The organism is Pseudolabrys taiwanensis, from assembly GCF_003367395.1.
Lineage (GTDB): Bacteria > Pseudomonadota > Alphaproteobacteria > Rhizobiales > Xanthobacteraceae > Pseudolabrys > Pseudolabrys taiwanensis.
Map to the genome: position 1 here is coordinate 2,446,118 of NZ_CP031417.1, position 14,158 is coordinate 2,460,275.

General features: G+C 64.6%; 18 protein-coding genes. 17 read left to right on the forward strand and 1 reads right to left on the reverse strand.

Annotated features, from left to right (window positions below; genetic code table 11):
- Window positions 1–46: 46 nt before the first annotated feature.
- The 11 genes from DW352_RS11750 to DW352_RS11800 all read left to right on the forward strand — a co-directional run bounded on the left by DW352_RS11750 (window position 47) and on the right by DW352_RS11800 (window position 10,721).
- The gene (locus DW352_RS11750; protein WP_115691447.1) at window positions 47–1,492 is read left to right on the forward strand and encodes a flagellar hook-length control protein FliK; all 1,446 of its coding nucleotides are present in this window, start codon (window positions 47–49) and stop codon (window positions 1,490–1,492) included.
- Between the two features lie 9 nt (window positions 1,493–1,501).
- Window positions 1,502–2,197, forward strand: coding sequence for a flagellar hook assembly protein FlgD (locus DW352_RS11755; RefSeq protein WP_115691449.1), 696 nt, complete (start codon window positions 1,502–1,504; stop codon window positions 2,195–2,197).
- Window positions 2,198–2,588: 391 nt separating this feature from the next.
- Complete coding sequence (sciP, locus tag DW352_RS11760; RefSeq protein ID WP_056912129.1) at window positions 2,589–2,864, forward strand: CtrA inhibitor SciP; 276 nt, start codon at window positions 2,589–2,591, stop codon at window positions 2,862–2,864.
- 222 nt (window positions 2,865–3,086) lie between these two features.
- Window positions 3,087–4,733 (forward strand): flagellar basal-body MS-ring/collar protein FliF, encoded by a 1,647-nt coding sequence (gene fliF / locus DW352_RS11765; RefSeq protein ID WP_115691451.1) that lies wholly within the window; start codon window positions 3,087–3,089, stop codon window positions 4,731–4,733.
- 66 nt (window positions 4,734–4,799) lie between these two features.
- Window positions 4,800–5,831, forward strand: coding sequence for a flagellar motor switch protein FliG (gene fliG, locus DW352_RS11770; RefSeq protein ID WP_425374656.1), 1,032 nt, complete (start codon window positions 4,800–4,802; stop codon window positions 5,829–5,831).
- A 60-nt stretch (window positions 5,832–5,891) separates the two neighbouring features.
- Complete coding sequence (locus DW352_RS11775) at window positions 5,892–6,506, forward strand: FliH/SctL family protein (protein ID WP_115691455.1); 615 nt, start codon at window positions 5,892–5,894, stop codon at window positions 6,504–6,506.
- Between the two features lie 71 nt (window positions 6,507–6,577).
- Window positions 6,578–6,883 (forward strand): flagellar motor switch protein FliN, encoded by a 306-nt coding sequence (fliN, locus tag DW352_RS11780; protein ID WP_425374657.1) that lies wholly within the window; start codon window positions 6,578–6,580, stop codon window positions 6,881–6,883.
- Between the two features lie 109 nt (window positions 6,884–6,992).
- Window positions 6,993–8,363 carry a sigma-54-dependent transcriptional regulator FlbD gene (flbD, locus tag DW352_RS11785; protein WP_115691458.1) on the forward strand — a complete coding sequence of 457 codons (1,371 nt, stop codon included), beginning with the start codon at window positions 6,993–6,995 and terminating at the stop codon, window positions 8,361–8,363.
- A gap of 42 nt (window positions 8,364–8,405) precedes the next feature.
- Window positions 8,406–9,332 (forward strand): diacylglycerol/lipid kinase family protein, encoded by a 927-nt coding sequence (locus DW352_RS11790; protein ID WP_115691460.1) that lies wholly within the window; start codon window positions 8,406–8,408, stop codon window positions 9,330–9,332.
- Window positions 9,329–10,192, forward strand: coding sequence for an inositol monophosphatase family protein (locus DW352_RS11795; protein ID WP_115691462.1), 864 nt, complete (start codon window positions 9,329–9,331; stop codon window positions 10,190–10,192). The genes DW352_RS11790 and DW352_RS11795 overlap by 4 nt, the downstream gene beginning before the upstream one ends.
- Before the next feature lie 100 nt (window positions 10,193–10,292).
- Window positions 10,293–10,721, forward strand: coding sequence for a DUF805 domain-containing protein (locus DW352_RS11800; protein WP_245434412.1), 429 nt, complete (start codon window positions 10,293–10,295; stop codon window positions 10,719–10,721).
- 65 nt (window positions 10,722–10,786) lie between these two features.
- Here DW352_RS11800 and DW352_RS11805 read toward each other — a convergent pair whose 3' ends face one another.
- Window positions 10,787–10,963, reverse strand: coding sequence for a hypothetical protein (locus DW352_RS11805; RefSeq protein WP_162826918.1), 177 nt, complete (start codon window positions 10,961–10,963; stop codon window positions 10,787–10,789).
- Between the two features lie 112 nt (window positions 10,964–11,075).
- Between DW352_RS11805 and DW352_RS11810 the strand changes: the two genes are divergently transcribed.
- From DW352_RS11810 to DW352_RS11835, 6 genes are all read left to right on the forward strand, one after another.
- The gene (locus DW352_RS11810; RefSeq protein WP_115691468.1) at window positions 11,076–11,420 is read left to right on the forward strand and encodes a DUF952 domain-containing protein; all 345 of its coding nucleotides are present in this window, start codon (window positions 11,076–11,078) and stop codon (window positions 11,418–11,420) included.
- An 86-nt stretch (window positions 11,421–11,506) separates the two neighbouring features.
- Window positions 11,507–11,788, forward strand: coding sequence for a hypothetical protein (locus tag DW352_RS11815; protein WP_115691470.1), 282 nt, complete (start codon window positions 11,507–11,509; stop codon window positions 11,786–11,788).
- A 46-nt stretch (window positions 11,789–11,834) separates the two neighbouring features.
- On the forward strand, window positions 11,835–12,188 hold the full coding sequence (locus DW352_RS11820) for a hypothetical protein (protein WP_115691472.1): 354 nt from the start codon (window positions 11,835–11,837) through the stop codon (window positions 12,186–12,188).
- A gap of 13 nt (window positions 12,189–12,201) precedes the next feature.
- Window positions 12,202–12,759: a sigma-70 family RNA polymerase sigma factor gene (locus DW352_RS11825; RefSeq protein ID WP_115691474.1), complete on the forward strand. Its 558-nt coding sequence runs from the start codon at window positions 12,202–12,204 to the stop codon at window positions 12,757–12,759.
- The gene (locus tag DW352_RS11830) at window positions 12,756–13,457 is read left to right on the forward strand and encodes an anti-sigma factor (RefSeq protein ID WP_115691476.1); all 702 of its coding nucleotides are present in this window, start codon (window positions 12,756–12,758) and stop codon (window positions 13,455–13,457) included. Before DW352_RS11825 ends, DW352_RS11830 begins: the two co-directional genes overlap by 4 nt.
- Window positions 13,458–13,544: 87 nt before the next feature.
- Window positions 13,545–14,132: a fasciclin domain-containing protein gene (locus DW352_RS11835; RefSeq protein ID WP_115691478.1), complete on the forward strand. Its 588-nt coding sequence runs from the start codon at window positions 13,545–13,547 to the stop codon at window positions 14,130–14,132.
- Window positions 14,133–14,158 lie beyond the last annotated feature (26 nt).

A 14,158-nucleotide genomic window follows, 5' to 3' on the forward strand; every position in this document is an offset into this window, starting at 1 on the left:
TGGCGCGGCGATTGCAAAGCCTTCGCTGGAGTAGTGGAGGTTCGCCGTGCCGCACATTGAGTCCGCCAGCAAGAGCCATGCGCCGAAGGCGTCCTATGCGCCGTCGAGCCACCAGCCGAAGGTCGCCGACAGCGGCCGCGGCACCTTTGAGAGCATGCTCGACGACAATGCGGCCGACGCGAAGGCGGCGGTAAAGGACGCCAACCAGGGCGCCGCCGCCGACCGGCCCCCGCAAACACCCGCGCCGAAAGCGAAATCCGACAATAAGACGGTGGACGCGAGCAAGTCCGCCGATGAGCCGGCGCCCAAGACGGCCACGCCGGACCAGCCCCAGGCTCAGGATGCCGGCAAGCCGGTCGACCCGGCTGCCGTGGCGGCCGAGACCGATGCGGTCGCCGCGACCGTCGGAACCGACGCCAGCACCGACTCCAAGTCCGATAGCGACAAGCCGGCCACCGACCCCACCGCGACCGCGGATGCGGCCAATGCGGTGCCGGTCGTGCCGACGGTGCCGGCCGTCCCGGTCGTCCCCGTTGCCCCTGTCGCCACCGTGGTTCCGACCCTGACGCCGGCCGACGCCCAGCCGACGCAGCCTCAGGCCGCGGACCAGGCGGCGGAGGCGGCGCCTGTGATTGCCGCGGTGGCGGGCCAGCCGCAGGTCCAGAAGGGCGACCCGGCCGGCGCGGCCGTTGCCACGGACGACACGGGCAAGACGGTCGCCAAGGACGGCAACGATCAGCCCGCGAAGACCGAGCAGGCCGCCGACGGCGACCAAGTCGCCGCGCAATCGGAACAGCAAGCGCCCGTCGACGCCGACAAAGCCAAGGCGCCGCATGCCGCGCCGAGCAAGACGGATCTGGAGCATATCGCGCGCGCCCGCGGCGAAGGCTCCGACAAGACCGATGCCACGTCGGGCCGCGGCAAAAGCGATCAAGCCGACATGAGTGCCGCCACGCCGAAGACGGCCGGCGATGTGCCGACGCAAACGATGCAGCCGGCGCATCAGACGCAGGCCGCCGCACCGACGCCGACGGTCACGCATACGCAGCCGACCGCGCAGGTTCCCGTCGCCGTGCCGCTCGCCGCCGTGGCGGTGACCATCGCGAACAAAGCCGTTGCCGGCGCCAGGGAGCTCGAGATCCGGCTCGACCCGCCCGAACTCGGCCGCATCGAAGTGCGCATGCATGTCGATCGCGACGGCAACGTCACCTCGCGGCTGATCGCCGACCGCCAGGACACGCTCGATCTGCTCAAGCGCGATTCCTCGGGCCTCGCGCGCGCACTGCAGGATGCCGGCCTCAAGACGTCGGACAACGGCCTGCAATTCTCGCTGCGCGATCAGTCGCTGGCGCAACACCAGCAGCAGAACGACGGCAGCGGCAAATCCAACACCCTCTTCGTGCAGGACGAGACGCTGCCTGTCGTCGATGTGCCCGTGCAGAACTACGGTCGCCTGGTTGGGCGCGGTAGCGGCCTCGATATTCGCGTCTAAGGATCAGCCATGGCCATCACGTCTACACCGATCACGTCGAACGCCAGCAGCAACAACAGTTCGTCGAACTCACCGACGGCGACGAACGCCGCGACGCTCGGCGAGAATTTCTCGACGTTCCTGACGCTGCTGACGACACAGCTCAAGAACCAGAACCCGCTCGATCCGCTCGACACCAACCAGTTTACTCAGCAGCTGGTGCAGTTCTCGCAGGTCGAGCAGCAGATGAAGACCAACGACCAGCTCGGCAGCATCATCGCGCTGGAAAAGAGCGCGTCGTCGACCGCCGCTCTCGCCTACGTCGGGTCGACGGTGGTGGTGGACGGCTCGACGGCATCGCTCAAGAACGGTTCAGCGACCTGGAGCTTCAACGTCTCCAAGCCGGCGACCGCGACGGTGACGATCCGCGATGCCACCGGCCAGACGGCCTATTCGGGCAGCTTCTCGGTCACCCCGGGCCAGCAGGACTTCAAATGGGACGGCCGCAGTTCGAACGGCACGCAGTGGCCCGACGGCAATTACTCGATCACCGTGACAGCCGTCGACACCAACGGCCAGACGGTCGGCGTCTCGACGGAAGTTCAGTCGCTCGTCGACTCCGCCGACTTGTCGACCGATCCGCCGACGCTGTCGATCAACGGCAGCGATTACACCTTCGATAAGATCAAACGCATCGTCCGGCCGTCCTCGAGTGGTTCGGCCTAAAGAACAGGCAACGTCGAATGGGCATGGCCGGGCTCGTCCCGGCCATATTGTTTTTGGCCGGCGCGACGATGCCGACGCAAAATTTTGGCGGCATCAATTATGGTGCGCCGCAACAAGCCCCCGTGTGGCGCAACCCTGCGCAGGTATCCTTTTCCCGCGCAATTTTTTCGGCAGAGGCTCTAAAAACGCCCATTTTTCCGATATTATTTGATGTCCGAGCGCCGAGACGCACAGGCCCGACGAGTACATGGCGGCGTCTCCAACCGTAACCAAAAGGTTAGCGGAATTGCGACAATCATTTGTCTTTGCAGGGCCTTAGCTTAGGCAAATGTTAAGTCACGGGCTGTAGTTTTTGCCCAGTAATAGTCGTCGAGTATTTGTGAGTATACCAATGACCGAGCCCCACCGCCCGAGGGTCAAGTATGTGATCGGGCCTGATGGTAGTCCGCTGACCATCGCGGATCTGCCGCCCCCGACCACGAAGCGCTGGGTTATCCGGCGCAAGGCTGAGGTCGTTGCCGCCGTTCGGGGCGGCCTGCTCTCTCTCGAAGAAGCCTGCGCCCGCTACACACTGACCGTGGAAGAGTTCCTTTCCTGGCAGTACTCGATCGATCAGCATGGCCTTGCCGGCCTGCGTACCACCCGCATTCAGCAATACCGGCAATAAGCCATCACCACGGTTTCCAAGAAAACGCCGGTCCCTCGTGGCCGGCGTTTTCTTTTTATCGGCGTCATACCGCCGCGCCTCAACTGCACGTTGCCACCGGTACTAATTTGTTAGGGCTTTTACGCCCCGAACGGTAACCGTTAACCAGACGCTAACCATGAACTGGGCAAATCTTGCCGGGTGAGGCGCGCAACTCGCGCCGGTGCGGTGGGAACGAAGCCAGTGCAAGGTTTCTTCGATTTTGTGAAGTCGTTGGGTGCGGCCCGCTTAGCGGCCATGGCCGCGGTGACGTTAGCCCTCATCGGCTTTTTCTCTTTTCTGGTCGTGCGAATGTCCGCACCCCAGATGGTGCCCCTCTTTACCGACCTGACGGTCGAGGACTCGTCCTCGATCGTGAAAGACCTCGAACGGCAAGCGATCAAGTACGAGCTCAAGAGCGACGGCGCCACGGTGATGGTGCCGAAAGACCAGGTCGCTCGCCTGCGCATGAAGCTCGCCGAAGCCGGACTGCCCAAAGGTGGCGGCGTCGGCTACGAGATCTTCGACAAGTCCGACGCCCTCGGCGCGACGACATTCATCCAGAACATCAATCATCTGCGCGCGCTGGAGGGCGAACTCGCCCGCACCATCCGCTCCATCGACCGCGTGCAGGCGGCGCGCGTCCACCTCGTCCTGCCCGAGCGCCCCCTGTTCTCGCGCGACAAGGTCGAGGCCTCCGCCTCCATCGTCCTGAAGGTACGCGGCGCCCTGGAGCCGCAGCAGATCCGTGCCATCCGTCATCTCGCCGCCAGCGCCGTCAACGGCCTCAAGCCCGAGCGCGTGTCGATCGTCGACGAAACCGGCCGCCTGCTCGCCGACGGCGCCAAATCGGCCAATGCCTTGGAAGGCGCCGGCGCTGACGAGCGCAAGATCGCCTATGAAAATCGCCTCCGCGGCGAGGTCGAGACCATCGTCTCCTCGATCGTCGGGCCAGGCCACGCCCGCGTCCAGATCACCGCGGACTTCGACGTCAACCGCATTACCCAGACCTCCGACAAATTCGATCCGGATGGCCGCGTGGTGCGTTCGAGCCAGACCCGTGAAGAACAATCGCCAGCCGGCGAAGGCACGCCGCAGGGCCCGGTTTCCGTCGGCAACGAATTGCCCGGCGCCGACCGCAACGCCAATGCCGCCGGCGGGGCGCGTGACCAGAACCGCAAGTCCGAAGAGATCGTCAATTACGAGATCTCGCGCGTCACCAAGACCGAAGTGATCGAGGCCGGCCGCGTCAACCGCATCTCGGCCGCGGTGCTGGTTGACGGCATCTACAGCAAGAACGACAAGGGCGAGGCGGTCTATCAGCCCCGCTCGAAGGAAGAGATCGACCGCATCGCGGCACTGGTGCGCTCGGCGATCGGCTTCGATGCCAAGCGCGGCGACCAGCTCGAAGTCGTCAACCTGCGCTTTGCCGAAACGACGCCGGTGCCGATCAACGAGCCGACAAACTGGATGAGCGTCTTCCAGTTCACCAAGGACGACATCATGCGCGGCGCGGAGCTCGGCGTGATGTCGCTGCTCGGCCTGATCGTGCTGCTGATGGTGGTGCGTCCGCTGGTCCGCCGCATCATCACCCCCGACATGCCGGAAGCCGCCCGTCCGGCCCTCGCCGCGCCGGCCGGTATCACCAACAACGGCGGCCCGAGCGTCGCCATCGTCGGCGCCGAGGAGCAGGTCGCCATCTCGAACCGCACCTCCGCGATGATCGACATCGCCAAGGTGCAAGGACAGGTGCACGCGCAGTCGGTGCAGAAGGTCGGCGAGATCGCCGAGAAGAATCCGCACGAAGCCGTCTCGATCATCCGAAACTGGCTCCATGAGGAGGCCGCCTAAGCCATGTCGACCGCCCTCGCCGAACAAAAAGCCGACGCCAGCACCCGCGACGACATCGGCCAGCTGATGGCCGACCTCGCCAGCCGGCAGCCGTCGCACAGCCGCCGCAAGCTCACCGGACCCGAACGCGCCGCGATCCTGATGCTCGCCTTGGGCGACCACGGCGGCAAGATCTTCGGCATGCTCGACGACGACGAGTTGCGCCAGATATCCATCGTCATGTCGACGCTCGGCGTCATCGATGCCGATTCGGTCGAGCAACTGCTGCTCGAGTTCGTCGGCCGCATGTCCGCCTCCGGCGCGCTGCTCGGCAACTACGACGCCACCGAGCGCCTGTTGCAGCAATATCTGCCGGCAGACCGCGTGCACGGCATCATGGACGAGATACGCGGCCCCGCGGGCCGCAACATGTGGGAAAAGCTCGCCAACGTTCAGGAAGAGGTGCTGGCGAACTATCTCAAGAACGAATACCCGCAGACCATCGCGGTCGTGCTGTCCAAGCTGCGCCCCGAGCATGCGGCCCGCGTGCTCGCGATCCTGCCCGAAGAGCTCGCGCTCGACGTCGTCAACCGCATGCTCAAGATGGAAGCGGTGCAGAAGGAAGTGATCGAGCGCGTCGAGCAGACCTTGCGCACCGAATTCATGTCGAACCTGTCGCAGACGCGGCGGCGCGACGCGCACGAGGTGATGGCGGAAATCTTCAACAATTTCGACCGCCAGACCGAAACGCGCTTCCTGACTCAACTCGAAGAAGACAACCGCGACGCGGCCGAGCGCATCAAGGCGCTGATGTTCACCTTCGACGATCTGACCAAGCTCGACAACGGCTCGATGCAGACGCTGATGCGCAACATCGACAAGGACAAGCTCGCCGTCGCGCTCAAGGGCGCGAACGAGACGGTACGCGAGTTCTTCTTCAAGAACATGTCGTCGCGCGCGGCCAAGATGCTGGTCGACGACATGGGCGCCATGGGCGCCGTGCGCCTGCGCGACGTCGACGAGGCGCAGAGCCTGCTGGTGAACGTCGCCAAGGATCTGGCGGCGAAGGGCGAAATCCTGATCGCCAAGAACGGCGGCGACGAAGAACTGATCTACTAAGCGCAAGGTCCCGAAAAGGCGTCACCGCTAACCGGAAAAGACCGAGCGCAAAGGAAGAGAATGACGAAAGCGACTGCCAAATTCCTGTTCGACGAGGACTTCGCCACCGGCGCGAAGCCGACCATTACCGTGGTCGAAGCCGAACGGCGCCGCGCCGACGCGGAATCGCAGGCCTATCGCAAGGGCTTCGCCGCCGGCGAAATCAAGGCGCAGGGCGAGGCGACGCAGCGTGTCGCCGGCGCGCTCGCGGTCATTGCCGACGGGCTGGACCGGCTCAATCGCGCGCTCGCCGGCATCGAAGCGCGGCTCGAGACCGAGGCCGTCGATGTCGCCGTTGCGGTCGCGAGCAAGCTGGCGCCGGAACTGATCGCGCGCGAGCCGTTCGCCGAGATTTCCGCGCTCGCCACCGATTGCTTCCGCCAGATCGTGACCACGCCGCACATCGTCGTGCGCGTGAGCGCCGACATCCACGAGATGACGAAGGAGAAGCTGGAAGAGATCGCCGCGAGCCGCGGCTTCGAAGGCCGCCTGTTGATTCTGGCCGACGCGGAGCTCGCCGCCGGCGACTGCCGTATCGAATGGTCGGAAGGCGGCATCAACCGCGACCGCGAAGCAACGCTCAACACCATCAATGAAGCGGTCGCGCGCTATGTCGCCGCCCGCGTCGTCGAATAACAGGATTTCCGGAGAGGCATGCAATGAGTGATGAAACCAAGGTCCCGCTGCCCAATCTCGAAGGCAACGAGATGGAGACGGTGGAGCAGACCACGCTGGCGCCCTCCGACGATCCGGACTCGCTGACGCGCGGCGCCGCCGATCTCGAGGCGGTGTTCGACGTCCCGGTGCAGGTGTCGGCCGTGCTCGGCCGTTCGCGCATGGAAATCGGCGATCTCCTGCGTCTCGGGCCGGGCACGGTGCTCGAGCTCGACCGCAAGGTCGGCGAAGCCATCGACATCTATGTGAACAACCGTCTGGTTGCGCGTGGTGAAGTGGTGTTGGTCGAGGAAAAGCTCGGCGTCACCATGACGGAAATCATCAAGGCGGATCGATAAAGAAGAGAAGAAGCGAACCGTGAGTGGAGAGTAGCGAGTAGTGACCGTGTGCTCTGACTACTCGCCGTTAGCTGCTCTCTATCCGCTTCTCTAGTTAGGGATAACGACTATGCGCCTCCTGATCATTGGGACCCTCGGCGGCCAGCTCACCATCGCCAGCAAAATCGCGATGGAGAAAGGTGCGAGCGTCACGCACGCCGATGCCAACGAGCAGGCGCTGGCGGTGCTGCGCTCCGGCCGTGGCGCCGATCTCTTGATGGTGGACGTCGCGCTCGACATCCGCGATCTCGTCGAACGGCTCGACGCCGAGCGCATTCATGTGCCGATCGTCGCCTGCGGCGTCACCAATGACGCACGCGCGGCGGTGCGCGCCATTCATGCCGGCGCCAAAGAATACATCCCGCTGCCGCCGGATCCCGATCTGATCGCCGCCGTTCTGTCTGCCGTCGCCGACGACTCGCGCGACATGATCTATCGCGATGAATCGATGGCGAAGGTGGTCAAGCTGGCGCAGCAGATCGCAGCCTCGGACGCCTCGGTGCTGATCACCGGCGAAAGCGGCACCGGCAAGGAGGTGCTGGCGCGCTTCGTGCACAGCCGCTCGAACCGCGCGAAGAAGCCGTTCATCAGCGTCAACTGCGCGGCGATTCCCGAGAACCTGCTCGAGTCCGAATTGTTCGGCCACGAGAAGGGCGCCTTCACCGGCGCGCTCGCCCGCCGCATCGGCAAGTTCGAGGAAGCCAATGGCGGCACGCTGCTGCTCGACGAAATCTCCGAGATGGACGTGCGCCTGCAGGCCAAGCTCCTGCGCGCCATCCAGGAGCGCGTGATCGACCGCGTCGGCGGCGCCCGCCCGGTGCCGGTCGACATCCGCATCCTCGCGACGTCGAACCGCAATCTCGCCGAGGCCGTGCATGCAGGCACCTTCCGCGAAGACCTGCTGTTCCGCCTCAACGTCGTCAATCTCAAGCTGCCGCCGTTGCGCGAGCGCCCGTCCGACATCATCGAGCTCGCGCAGTACTTCATCAAGAAGTACGCCCAGGCGAACGGCATGCCGGTGCGTTCGCTCTCGGCGGAAGCGCGGCACGCGCTCACGGTCAACCGTTGGCCCGGCAACGTGCGCGAGCTGGAGAACACGCTGCACCGCGCGGTGCTGCTGTCGACCGAGGCCGAGATCGGCGTCGACGCCATTCTCTCGCCGGACGGCGCGCGGCTCGATGCCGTGCGCGGCAACGATCTCGCCGCGCAAGCGGCGATGGCGGCCGAGCAGATCACCCGCAACCTCGTCGGCCGCACCGTCGCCGAAGTCGAGCGCGATCTCATCCTCGAGACGCTTCGGCATTGCCTCGGCAACCGCACGCACGCTGCCAACATCTTGGGCATCTCGATCCGGACGCTGCGCAACAAGCTTAACGAATATTCGCATGACGGTGTGCCGATCCCGCCGCCGAATGGCGGCGAGCTGCGCGGCGCGGCGTAAACAACGTATGGAACCGGCAGGGGCGCCCGCAGTTAACGGCGCATGCGGGCGATCCTCTGTCACAATCCCACTGCAGGCACCAAAGGGCACGACAAGGATGCGATCCTTGGCGCGCTGAAGCTGGGCGATATCGAAGCCCGGTACATCTCCACCAAAGACGACGATTTCCAAGAGAACCTCACAGAGGCGCTGAAGAAATCCGTCGACTTCGTCATCGCGGCCGGCGGCGACGGGACCATTGGTCGCGTTCTCACGGCCCTTGCCGACCGTTCCGTGCCGGTGGCGCTGCTGCCGCTCGGCACCGCCAACAATGCCGCGCGCTCGCTGGGCATCGCCGGCACGCCGCAGGAGCTGGTGGAAACATGGAAGCCGGAGCGCACCGCGCCGGTCGACATCGGCTCCGTCAAAGCACCCTGGGGCACCACGCGCTTTCTGGAAGCATTCGGCGTCGGCGCCTTCCCCGAGTTGCTGCTGACCGCCGCCAAGGGCAAAAAGCCCGAAGGCGCAAACAACCTGCGCAAGGGCCGCGCCCTGCTGCAAAAGACCTTGAAGGACGCCAAGCCGATCGACATCGAGGTCATCGTCGACGGCCGCTCGGTACGGGGCGAATTTCTCGGCGTCGAGGTCATGAACATTCCCTTCACCGGGCCCGGCCTGCCGTTCGCGGAAAAGGCCGACGTCGGCGACGGCAAGCTCGATGTCATCTTCTTCGATGTCGATCGCCGCAAGGAGCTCATCGAATGGCTCGAAGCGCCGCTGGAGTCCCGTCCGCCGGTGACCATGCGCAAGGGCGAGAAGATCGAGCTCATCTGGGCGGACGCGCCCAATCGCATCGACGACCGAGGCTTCGACAACGAAGGCAAGAAGCTGGTTGCCGAGATCACATGCGAGGAGGAGCAGGTTAACGTGCTCATCCCGGTCAAGCATCCCGCGCAGCAGGTTGCGGAGGCAAAGGCCAAGAGCGCATGATCGACATCGTCACGGCAAAAGCGGCCGGCACGGTCGACCTGCGCGACATCGAACAGCTCGCGGTCGAGCTCGCCGACATCGCCGGCAACGAGATCAAGGCTGCGCTCGGCGGCCTTCTTGCCGTGCGCTACAAAACCGCCGCGACCGACGATGCGCTCTGGCGCGATCCTGTGTCGGAGGTCGACAGCCGCGTCGAGACGATGATCCGCAAGCGGCTGGCCGACGAATTCCCCGAGCACGACATCATCGGAGAGGAATTCGAGGCGCAGCGGAACGGCCACGATTTCGTCTGGGTGGTCGATCCGATCGACGGCACCACCAACTTCGTCAACGGCTTGCCGCTGTTCTCCGCCTCGATCGGCGTCCTGCACAAAGGCCGGCCGGTGGTCGGCGCCTTGTGGTGCTCGGTCAGCCACGCGCTGCGCGCCGGCGTCTATCACGCGGCCGCCGGCAACAAGCTGCGCTTCGACGGCGCCGACGTGACGCCGAAGGTCAATCCCGATGTGCGGCGCAAGCTCGCCGGCGTGCCGGAGCTCACCGCGAAGGATGCATCGTGGGAGACGCGCAAAACCGGCTCCGCCGCGCTGGAATGCGCGCTGGTCGCCGCCGGGCTGTTGCAGGCCGCACGGTTTGCCTCGCCCAACATCTGGGACGTCGGCGGCGGCGTCGCGCTCGTGCAGGCGGCCGGCGGCGTTGCGCGTCAGCTGCAAGGCGACACTTGGACGCCGATGTACCGCTTCGAAGCCGGGCAAGGTCCTGACGGCACCACCGATCTGCGCTATTGGCGCCGCCCCCTGGTGGTCGGCCGCCCCAATGCGGTCGACACCATGTGCAGCCCGGTCAGCGATCCGACGATCTGACCTTCCTCACTTACCCTCCGTCGCGACGTCGATGAGTCGCCTTGCGCGCCCACGCGCGCGAGGATTAGCCTTCCGGCGCATCAACGGCCCGGGGCTCGTGATGAACACCATCGATCTCGCGTCACTGCTGTTCACGTTCGACGGCCGCATCAATCGCGCCAAATACTGGATCGCCTTCGCAATCTATTGCGGCGTGATGCTGATCGCCGTCGGCCTGATCTTCGCGTTGCCGGGGATGATTGGCATCATCATGATCGGCATCATTTACATCGCGGCCATCGTCTCCGGCATCGCCGTCGGCATCAAACGACTGCACGACTGTGACAAGAGCGGATGGTGGCTACTGCTGTTCTATGTGGCGCCCGGCATTCTCAGCACAGCCGCCACCAATATGGACGCGCCGATGATCGTAAATCTCGCCAGTCTGGCGGTGTCGATCTGGGGTATCGTGCAGCTCGGCTTCCTGCGCGGCACGATCGGGGCCAATCGCTTCGGCCCGGATCCGATCCCCGGCGCAGCGACGGCCTGACGTGAAAAAGATAAAGCCCGGCAAATGACCGGGCTTTCTCTTCCAAAGGTTCACGCAATGTCGCGTCAGCTACGGCCGCCACTCATCTTCGTCTTCCTGTCCCTGGCGGTGTCGAGTTCGACCGCCTTGGCCATCAGATCGTTACTCATATTCTCGAGACTGGCGGCAAGCTCACGACTGACACGCGCCAGCCGAACGCAGCGATCGGCTGCGTCGATCAGGTACTGTTCGGTATCAGACATGACCATGCTCCTCTAAGTGGCAGTTATATGAGTCAAAAAATGCTGCGTTGCAATATTGATTTGTGTACAAATAAAATTGAGACGAAATTATAAAGACTTAGGAAAGGACGACATGTCGACGATTTATAAGATCATCCCCGCAGGGTTGTGGCGCACCGCCGAGCGGTCTGGTGTTTTCACAGGGTCGGAAGTCGATTCGCGCGACGGCTTCATTCATTTCTCGACTGCCGCCCAAGTCGCAGAGACGGCGGCCAAACACTTCGCTGGCCAACCGGATTTGCTGCTGGTCGCCGTTGAAGCCGATCGCCTCGGTCCGGCGCTAAAATGGGAGCCGTCGCGCGGTGGCGCGCTGTTTCCGCACCTCTACGGTCCTTTGAAGCTTGATCTCGTGACCTCGGTAGTGCCGATCCCATTGGGGACGGACGGCGTCCACCAGTTCCCCGATCTTGCCGCCTGATGCAGAGCTGCGTTGCACAAGGAACGGCTCCGGCTCCGAGGCATTTATGTTGCAGTGCCGAAGGCCAGGGCCGAACGGGAACACGCATGTCGACACAAAGCTGGGCAACCATCCATCCGTCCGCCCTCGCCGACGCAGGCCGTCCGCTGCAGCCGGTAAGCGCGACTTGGCGCGCACACGGTGCCGTCCGTTATCGGTGCCCGATCAATGGCAGCTTCGTGCTCGTCACCGAGAGCGCCGCCTTGACCAAGCTGGCGCGGAGCCGCACGCGATTGCGCTGTGCCAGTTGCAATGAGATGCACATGATTGCCTGCGAGGCTGACGACGATACAGCCGACGACATTGTCGGCACATCACGCTCGGCTTAATCTTCCCCCCGCGGCGTTAGACGCCGCTAAAGGGGGGACGTCATCAATGCGCTATGTCGTCACTATCGCCGCTGCACTCCTGTGCAGTGCCGCGACGTGCTTCGCTGCCGATCCGGTGGGTACCTATAACGTTGAAGGCACCAATCCCGGCAACGGCTCCGCGTACAAAGGTACCGTAACGATCAGCAAGACCGGCGAGACCTATAAAGTCATCTGGGTTGTCGGCGGCACGCGCTATATCGGTACCGGCATCGGCAACAAGGACTTCATCGCCGTATCCTACAAATCCGATGCCGACACCGGCTTGGCGCTCTACGGCGCCGACGGCGGCAACTGGGCCGGCGTCTGGACTTACGCAGGCGGTGACAAGATGGGCTCCGAAATCTGGAAACGGCAGTAAGGCATCGACGCCGATGGATCTCGAGGCCAACCGGGCGCTGATCGTCGCCGCGCTCGCGCGCATACCCGGCGGCGACCGGACGGCGTTGCAGATGGTCTATCGGCTCACCTCCGCGAAGCTTTTTGGCGTGTGCCTGCGTATCTTGGGGGAACGCAGCGAGGCCGAAGACGTGTTGCAGGAGGTCTATCTCACCGTATGGCGCAAGGCGGGCGACTTCGATGCCGCCCGCGCCAGTCCGATGACTTGGCTGATCGCGATCGCCCGCAACCGGGCGATCGACCGGCTGCGGGCGTCGCGGCAAAGCCGCGCCATGGCGCCGATCGAAACCGCCGGCGATGTCGCGGACGAAACGCCGCGCGCGGACACGATGCTGGAAGGCGCGCAACGCGACGCACGTTTGCACGGCTGTCTCGGTGAACTCGCCGAGCACGAGAACAAGGCGCTGCGCGCCGCCTTCTTCGACGGCAACACTTACGAGGAATTAGCCACGCGCATGCGCGTCCCGCTCGGTACCATGAAGAGCTGGATCCGCCGAGCGATGATGAAGCTGAAAGACTGTCTGGAGCGATGAGCGACGCAATCGACCATAGCGGCCTGCCCGAAGACGAGATCCTGGCGGCGGAGCTTGCTCTCGGCGTGCTGAGCGGGCCGGAACGTGCCGCGGCCACGGCGCGCCGGGAGCGCGAGGCGGCTTTCGCGCGCATGGTCGCTGACTGGGAAGAACGTCTCGCCCCATGGGCCGCCGAGATCGACGAAGTCGTGCCGAGTCCGCACGTCTGGAGCGCGATCGAAAGTGCTCTGCCCGCCCCGCAACCCCGCGCCCGCGCGCGCGTCTGGGAGAACCTCGCCCTCTGGCGCGGCGTCGCCCTGGCCAGCAGCGCGCTCGTTGTCGCCTGTCTCGGCGTCATTGTTTATCTCGGGACGCTGTCGACCCCGGCGCCCCTGATGGCAAGCATCGACGGCGGCGGGCATCACCACTTCGTCGCGACGGTCGATACACAGCGTGCCACCATCGCCGTGTCGCCGGCGGCCTTCAGCGCCGACGCGACGCGTGTGCCCGAACTCTGGTTGATCCCGGCCGACGGCAAACCGCGTCCGCTCGGCATCCTCCGCGCCGATCGCAGCGTGACCTTGACCATCCCGGCCGCGCTTCTGCCACACGCGACCCGCGATGCTGTCCTCGCGGTGTCGCTGGAGCCCGACGGCGGCTCGCCGACCGGCCGGCCGACGGGTCCCGTCATCGCCTCGGGCAAGCTCACAAATCTGTGAAGGCTCGGCGCTGCATCCGCCGCCCCCCGACCTCCGTAGCTGCTCACGTCTCCACAGGGGACGTTGAACAGTCAACGGAGAGAAGACATGAAACGCGTTACCACCCTCATGCTGGCCGGCGCCGCTGCGCTGACGGCAACGCTCGCCATCAACGGCATGACGCCCGCGGCTGCGCAGATGAGCGACAAGGAAAAGACCGTGACGGTCGGTGGCGCACCGATGTATCCGTCGAAGAACATCGTGCAGAACGCCGTCAATTCGAAAGACCACACGACTTTGGTCGCCGCGGTGAAAGCGGCCGGTCTTGTCGACACGCTGCAAGGTCCGGGACCGTTCACGGTCTTCGCGCCGACGAACGAAGCCTTCAAGAAGTTGCCCGCCGGCACGGTCGATACCCTGCTCAAGCCGGAGAACAAGAAGACGCTGACGAACGTGCTGACCTATCACGTCGTACCGGGCCGTCTGACGGCCAAGGACCTGATGGACAAGGTCAAAGCTGGCAACGGCAAGGCGATGCTCAAGACAGTCGAAGGCGCCGATCTCACCTTCCAGGAGAAGGACGGCAAGCTCTGGGTCATCGATGCCAAGGGCGATAAGGCGCAAGTGACCATCAGCAACGTCATGCAGTCGAACGGCGTCATTCACGTCATCGACACCGTGCTGTTGCCGGGCTGATCCCCCACCCGGCCATGCGGCGCCGT

What these genes read in the sequence shown, in the direction of transcription:
- DW352_RS11755 (WP_115691449.1), top strand. Translation starts at nt 1,502, where the DNA reads ATGGCCATCACGTCTACACCGATCACGTCGAACGCCAGCAGCAACAAC.
- sciP (WP_056912129.1), top strand. Translation starts at nt 2,589, where the DNA reads ATGACCGAGCCCCACCGCCCGAGGGTCAAGTATGTGATCGGGCCTGAT.
- fliG (WP_425374656.1), top strand. Translation starts at nt 4,800, where the DNA reads ATGGCCGACCTCGCCAGCCGGCAGCCGTCGCACAGCCGCCGCAAGCTC.
- DW352_RS11775 (WP_115691455.1), top strand. Translation starts at nt 5,892, where the DNA reads ATGACGAAAGCGACTGCCAAATTCCTGTTCGACGAGGACTTCGCCACC.
- fliN (WP_425374657.1), top strand. Translation starts at nt 6,578, where the DNA reads ATGGAGACGGTGGAGCAGACCACGCTGGCGCCCTCCGACGATCCGGAC.
- flbD (WP_115691458.1), top strand. Translation starts at nt 6,993, where the DNA reads ATGCGCCTCCTGATCATTGGGACCCTCGGCGGCCAGCTCACCATCGCC.
- DW352_RS11790 (WP_115691460.1), top strand. Translation starts at nt 8,406, where the DNA reads ATGCGGGCGATCCTCTGTCACAATCCCACTGCAGGCACCAAAGGGCAC.
- DW352_RS11795 (WP_115691462.1), top strand. Translation starts at nt 9,329, where the DNA reads ATGATCGACATCGTCACGGCAAAAGCGGCCGGCACGGTCGACCTGCGC.
- DW352_RS11800 (WP_245434412.1), top strand. Translation starts at nt 10,293, where the DNA reads ATGAACACCATCGATCTCGCGTCACTGCTGTTCACGTTCGACGGCCGC.
- DW352_RS11805 (WP_162826918.1), bottom strand. Translation starts at nt 10,963, where the DNA reads ATGTCTGATACCGAACAGTACCTGATCGACGCAGCCGATCGCTGCGTT.
- DW352_RS11810 (WP_115691468.1), top strand. Translation starts at nt 11,076, where the DNA reads ATGTCGACGATTTATAAGATCATCCCCGCAGGGTTGTGGCGCACCGCC.
- DW352_RS11815 (WP_115691470.1), top strand. Translation starts at nt 11,507, where the DNA reads ATGTCGACACAAAGCTGGGCAACCATCCATCCGTCCGCCCTCGCCGAC.
- DW352_RS11820 (WP_115691472.1), top strand. Translation starts at nt 11,835, where the DNA reads ATGCGCTATGTCGTCACTATCGCCGCTGCACTCCTGTGCAGTGCCGCG.
- DW352_RS11825 (WP_115691474.1), top strand. Translation starts at nt 12,202, where the DNA reads ATGGATCTCGAGGCCAACCGGGCGCTGATCGTCGCCGCGCTCGCGCGC.
- DW352_RS11830 (WP_115691476.1), top strand. Translation starts at nt 12,756, where the DNA reads ATGAGCGACGCAATCGACCATAGCGGCCTGCCCGAAGACGAGATCCTG.
- DW352_RS11835 (WP_115691478.1), top strand. Translation starts at nt 13,545, where the DNA reads ATGAAACGCGTTACCACCCTCATGCTGGCCGGCGCCGCTGCGCTGACG.